Consider the following 6,322-nt stretch of genomic DNA (forward strand, 5'->3'; position numbering starts at 1 on the left):
AGTCATGATAATAGGGCCTTCTGATTAGAAGGCCCTATTATCAATGATTTTTATCCTCGTGACGACACTATCTAAAGATCCTTGTCCAGAATAATAATCCTGTCTTTGTCAGGATCGTTGTCATGCCTATTTTTCGTCTTCCACGGCCGACCTTAAGCCGACTGAGTTTTTTGATTTTCTTTGCGCTCTATATCGCGCTGGTATTAAACATCGCGTTCTATCGCCAGGCATTTAGCTTATTGCCGGTAGACTCACTGCATAACGCGCTGGTCTTTGCCTCCATGCCCGTCGTGGCATTCAGCGTCATTAATATCGTACTGACGCTGGCCTCGTTTTTACGCCTTGACCGACTGACCATCAGCCTGTTTGTGCTGGTCTGCGCGGTGGCGCAATATTTCATCATGAATTTTGGCATCATTATCGACCGCTCAATGGTGACCAATATTCTGGATACCACCCCGGCAGAGAGTTTCGCTCTGCTGTCACCGCGCATGATCGTGGTACTGTTGACCTCGGGCGTATTAATGGTGCTGGTCGCCTGGTGGATTAAAATCAAAGCGCCGCTTTCTGCCTGGCGCAGTATTATGGGCCGCGTTGCGAGCATTGCGATTTCCGCGCTGCTGATCGTTATCGTCGCGCTGTTATTCTATAAAGATTACGCCTCGCTGTTTCGCAATAATAAAGAACTGGTGAAATCGCTGAGCCCGTCAAACAGCATTACGGCAGGCTGGTCCTGGTATAGTCACCATCGTATGGACAATTTGCCGCTGGTTCGTATCGGTGAAGACGCGCAGCAACGAGCGCAAATGCAGAATGGCCCACGTAAAAATCTGACTATCCTCATCGTCGGTGAAACCTCGCGTGCCGCCAACTTTTCACTGGGCGGCTATCAGCATGAGACGAACCCGCGCTTAAAAGAAGATAACGTGGTCTATTTCCCGAACACCACGTCCTGCGGGACGGCAACGGCCATTTCCGTGCCCTGCATGTTCTCTAATATGCCGCGACAGAATTACGACGAAGAGCTGGCCCATCATCAGGAAGGGCTGCTGGATATTATTCAGCGCGCCGGTATTCAGGTGCTGTGGAATGAAAACGACGGTGGCTGTAAAGGCGCCTGCGATCGCGTTCCCCATCAGGACGTGACCTCACTGAATTTGCCGGGACTGTGTATTGACGGTGAATGCCAGGATGAGCGTTATTTCATCAGCTCGAGGACTATATCAATAATCTGCAACAAGACGGCGTCATTGTATTGCACACCATTGGTAGCCACGGACCAACGTATTACAACCGTTATCCGGCGGCGTTTCGTAAATTCACCCCGACCTGCAATACCAGTCAGATTCAGACCTGTACGCGGGAGCAACTGGTGAATACCTACGACAACACCATTTTGTATATTGATTATATTGTCGACAAAGCCATTAAATTGCTGCAATCAAAGCAGGATAAATTTACCACCAGCCTGATTTACCTTTCCGATCACGGTGAATCGCTGGGGGAAGATGGTGTGTATTTACACGGTTTGCCTTATTCCATAGCCCCGGAAACGCAAAACATATTCCGATGTTAGTTTGGCTGTCTGAGGATTATCAAAAGCGTTACGGCGTAGAAAACCAGTGCCTGCAAAAAGAGGCACAGCAGAAGAACTTTTCGCAGGATAATCTCTTCTTGACCATGCTGGGTATTACAGGGGTCAATACGAAGGAATACCGTGCGCAAGATGATATTTTGACCGCCTGTCGTGGAGAGCAGAAATGAAAATTCTGGTCGTAGAAGATGATGCGTTGTTATTACAGGGCCTGATACTGTCCATGCAAAGTGAAGGATACGCCTGCGATGGCGTATCCACCGCACATGAAGCCGGCCTGAGTCTGGCAACCGGGCACTACAGCCTGATGGTGCTCGACCTCGGCCTGCCGGATGAAGATGGTCTCCACTTCCTGGAGCGCGTGCGCCGCGAGAAATTCACCCTGCCGGTATTAATTCTTACCGCCAGGGACACGCTCTCCGATCGTATTACCGGGCTGGATACCGGTGCCGATGATTATCTGATTAAGCCCTTCGCGCTGGAGGAGCTTAACGCGCGGATTCGCGCCCTGCTGCGTCGTCATAACAATCAGGCGGATAACGAATTAAGTAATGGAAACCTGCGGCTGAATTTAACCCGTCGCCAGGTGTGGCTCAGTGAAGAAATGCTGGAGCTGACGCCTAAAGAGTACGCGTTGCTGTCGCGCCTGTTGATGAAAGTCGGCACGCCGGTGCACCGCAAGATCCTCTATAACGACATTTACAACTGGGATAACGAACCGGCCACCAATACGCTGGAAGTGCATATCCATAACCTGCGTGACAAAATCGGCAAATCGCGTATCCGTACCGTGCGCGGCTACGGGTACATGTTGATCAACGCCGATAAACAGGAATAAGCATGGCGATATTACAGGTCAAAGGTTGGTCGATGCGAAGCCGTCTGCTGCTGACCGTCGGGGTCATTCTGGTGGTTTGCCAGCTGGTCAGCGTGCTATGGCTATGGCATGAGAGCAAAGAGCAAATCGAGCTGCTCGTTGAAAGCGCCATTCACAGCCATAATAACCACAAGCAGATCCAGCATGAGGTTCACGAGGCGGTCGCCAGCCTGCTGGTACCCAGCCTGCTGATTATTGGCCTTGCCCTGCTGCTGTGTTTTAAAGCGCTGAAAACCATTACCCGCCCGCTTTCCGAACTCCAACGAGAGCTGGAAGCGCGCACGCCGGGCAACCTTGAGCCCATTGAGCTCGAGAACTCTGTCAGCGAGGTACAAGCCGTTGCGGACGCCATTAATCAACTGGTGTCGCGCCTGACGATAACCCTGGATCGTGAACGCCTGTTTACCGCCGATGTTGCCCATGAACTGCGAACGCCGCTGGCGGGGCTACGCCTGCACCTGGAGCTGATGGCAAAAAGCCATGCTCTGGATGTCGCCCCGCTGCTCCAGCGCCTGGATCAGATGACCGAAAACATTGCCCAGCTGTTACAACTCGCTCGCGTTGGGCAATCTTTTTCCGCAGGCAGCTATAAGCAGGTGATGCTGATGGAAGATGTGATAACCCCTGTCCACAGCGAGCTGGAAAGAATGCTGCAAACCCGACAGCGGCATTTGCAGTTACCGGAGATTGCAGACGATATCGCGGTCGCAGGTGATGCCACGTTGTTGCAGGTATTGCTGCGCAATCTGGTGGAGAACGCCCATCGCTACAGCCCGGCAGGCACCACCATTACCGTCACCCTGGTCGGCGGACAGACGCCCGTATTGTCGGTGGAAGATGAAGGTCCAGGGGTGGATGAATCTCGCAGCGGAGAGTTGAGTAAAGCGTTTGTGCGAATGGACAGTCGCTACGGTGGCTCAGGGCTTGGATTGAGTATCGTTTCACGAATCGCCCAACTGCACGACGCGCAATTCTTTTTACATAACCGCCAGCCCGGCCCGGGGGTTCGCGCATGGGTAAAACTCAACCCGATCGCGCGTTAATAAAGCCTTAGTAGGTCAGTACCCAGAGATGGGCAAAACCAATAACGATCGCCAGGGACAGGGCAACGGTCAGATACTGAGCCAGATTTTCTTTTTGCATGGACACTCTCCTGATTGTTCACAGGAGAGTAATCGTCTTTCATTAAGCGAACATTAAGACCCACAGATGATTTTCGTGACCTAATTCATATCATGAGGCCGCAATAAACAACTCCCGTAGTTGATGCAGTTGATCGCGACATTTTGCCGCCTCTTCGAACTCGAGATTCTGCGCGTGCTGCATCATTTGCCCTTCCAGCTCGTGGATTTTTTGCTCTAGCGCTTTCGGGGTCAACGCCAGCTCTGCGGCTTCCACCTGGGCCGGAGTCCGCGACTTGCCTCGACCTTTGCCACGGGTCTTCGCCAGGCTCTCGCCGAGGCTCAGAATATCCACCACTTTCTTATTCAGGCCCTGCGGGGTAATACCGTGTTCTTCATTGTACTGCTGCTGTTTCTCACGGCGACGCTCGGTTTCACCCATCGCTTTCGCCATCGACGGGGTTATTTTGTCGCCGTAAAGAATCGCCTTGCCGTTGATATTACGCGCCGCGCGACCAATGGTCTGAATCAGCGAGCGCTCAGAACGCAGGAACCCTTCTTTATCCGCGTCCAGAATCGCCACCAGCGAGACTTCTGGCATATCCAGCCCCTCACGCAGCAAGTTGATGCCCACCAGCACATCGAACTCGCCAAGGCGTAAATCGCGGATGATCTCCATACGTTCAACCGTATCGATATCTGAGTGCAGGTAACGCACCCGCTCGCCGTGTTCTTCCAGGTATTCGGTCAAATCCTCCGCCATGCGTTTGGTCAGCGTGGTGACCAGAACGCGCTCGTTAATGGCGGCGCGTTTGCGGATTTCAGAGAGCAGATCGTCCACCTGGGTGGCCACCGGGCGCACTTCTATAATGGGATCAAGCAGCCCGGTCGGGCGAACCACCTGGTCAATCACCTCACCGCCGGATTTCTCCAGCTCGTAATTACCCGGCGTCGCCGACACATAAATCGTTTGCGGCGCCAGCCCTTCGAACTCTTCAAATTTCAGCGGACGGTTATCCAGCGCGGATGGCAGACGGAAGCCGTACTCCACCAGCGTCTCTTTACGCGCGCGGTCGCCGCGGAACATCCCGCCGATTTGCGGAATGGTGACGTGGGATTCATCAATCACCAGCAGGCCATCCGCCGGAAGGTAATCAAACAACGTGGGCGGCGGCTCGCCCGGCCCACGTCCGGAAAGGTAGCGGGAATAGTTTTCGATACCGGAGCAGTAGCCCAGCTCGTTCATCATCTCCAGATCGAACTGGGTGCGCTGGCTCAGGCGCTGCTCTTCCAGCAGCTTGTTATTCTCCAGCAGCACTTTGCGGCGGTCGGCCAGCTCGACTTTGATCTCTTCCATCGCCTGAATGATGCGCTCGCGCGGCGTCACGTAGTGCGTTTTGGGATAGACGGTAAAGCGCTGGATGGTCGATTCAACGTGCCCGGTCAGCGGGTCAAACAGCGACAGGCGTTCGACCTCTTCATCAAACAGCTCAACGCGCAGGGCAATATCGTCCGATTCCGCCGGGAAGATATCGATCACTTCGCCGCGCACGCGGAAGGTCCCGCGCTGAAACGCCTGGTCATTACGGGTGTACTGCAGTTCAGCCAGACGGCGCAATATGGAGCGCTGATCGATGATCATCCCTTTCGTCAGGTGCAGCATCATCTTGAGGTACAGGTCCGGATCGCCCAGACCGTAAATCGCGGAAACCGAAGCCACCACAATGACATCACGACGCTCAAGCAGCGCCTTGGTTGCCGACAGACGCATCTGCTCGATGTGTTCGTTTACCGAGGCGTCCTTTTCAATAAAGGTGTCGGAACTCGGCACATAGGCTTCCGGCTGGTAGTAGTCGTAGTACGAGACGAAATATTCCACCGCGTTATCGGGGAAGAACTCTTTCATTTCACCATACAGCTGCGCCGCAAGTGTCTTGTTGGGTGCCAGCACCATCGTCGGGCGCTGCAAATCGGCAATCACGTTCGCCACGGTGAACGTTTTCCCTGACCCGGTCACCCCCAGCAATGTCTGATGGGCCAGGCCGTCTTCGAGCCCTTCTTCCAGGCGACGAATGGCTTCTGGCTGATCGCCGGAGGGACGAAAAGCGGAACGCAGTGTGAACGGTTTACTCATGAACGGCTACCTGATGAAGGAATGAGCGGGGAGGAAAGTAATTTTACTCACCACGGCGGGATTTGCCAATAAATAATACTGGATGAAAAAACAGTAGCATAATCAGGAATCTGTTCTACCCACAGCTCCGACATCCTGTGCGCACCCCGAAAATCAATCCGGACAGTATAAAACACCAGCAAAAATGGGTTATCCCCAGAACATTTCCTTTTTTAACACTTGTCAAGTTCAGTAATGAAAGTTTTGTGGCAACGGGTGACAGATTTCTTACAAGGATTGCTTTTATTTAACTATTTGTAAAATATAGATATCTTTAAAAAGACGCGTTTCACACCAATTCAGGCGCAGGCCGCGTATTTACTCGCTTGTCGCACTTTTTCTAACTCTAATGCACAAGGTTATCCACAGGAATAGTGGATAACTGCTTCCAGCCCATGCGTCTCGCCAGTCGCCAAAAACGAAGCGGCAGCCTCCAGGAGGCTGGTAAAAAATTTTTCTCGCTTATTTTTGCAGAATATCTGCTAGATAGTGTCGTCACGAGGATAAAAATCATTGATAATAGGGCCTTCTAATCAGAAGGCCCTATTATCATGACT

Annotated in this window: 3 protein-coding genes and 1 pseudogene; 3 read left to right on the forward strand and 1 reads right to left on the reverse strand. The window is 52.7% G+C overall.

Features of this window, described 5'->3' with window-relative positions; all coding sequences use genetic code 11:
* Positions 1-122: 122 nt before the first annotated feature.
* The 3 genes and pseudogenes from eptA to pmrB all read left to right on the forward strand — a co-directional run bounded on the left by eptA (position 123) and on the right by pmrB (position 3,514).
* A pseudogene (gene eptA, locus ACSZPU_RS22180) lies at positions 123-1,764 on the forward strand (phosphoethanolamine transferase EptA).
* A complete protein-coding gene (pmrA, locus tag ACSZPU_RS22185) occupies positions 1,761-2,432 on the forward strand; it encodes a two-component system response regulator PmrA (RefSeq protein ID WP_499003216.1) in 672 nt (223 codons plus the stop codon). The pseudogene eptA and the gene pmrA overlap by 4 nt, the downstream one beginning before the upstream one ends.
* A 2-nt stretch (positions 2,433-2,434) precedes the next feature.
* A complete protein-coding gene (gene pmrB / locus ACSZPU_RS22190) occupies positions 2,435-3,514 on the forward strand; it encodes a two-component system sensor histidine kinase PmrB (protein ID WP_499003219.1) in 1,080 nt (359 codons plus the stop codon).
* Positions 3,515-3,704: 190 nt separating this feature from the next.
* Here the strand turns inward: pmrB and uvrB are convergent, their stop codons facing one another.
* Positions 3,705-5,726 carry an excinuclease ABC subunit UvrB gene (gene uvrB / locus ACSZPU_RS22195; RefSeq protein ID WP_499003221.1) on the reverse strand — a complete coding sequence of 674 codons (2,022 nt, stop codon included), beginning with the start codon at positions 5,724-5,726 and terminating at the stop codon, positions 3,705-3,707.
* Positions 5,727-6,322 lie beyond the last annotated feature (596 nt).

The sequence above is a fragment of the Phytobacter sp. V69 genome, from assembly GCF_965644215.1.
Taxonomy (GTDB): Bacteria; Pseudomonadota; Gammaproteobacteria; order Enterobacterales; family Enterobacteriaceae; genus Phytobacter.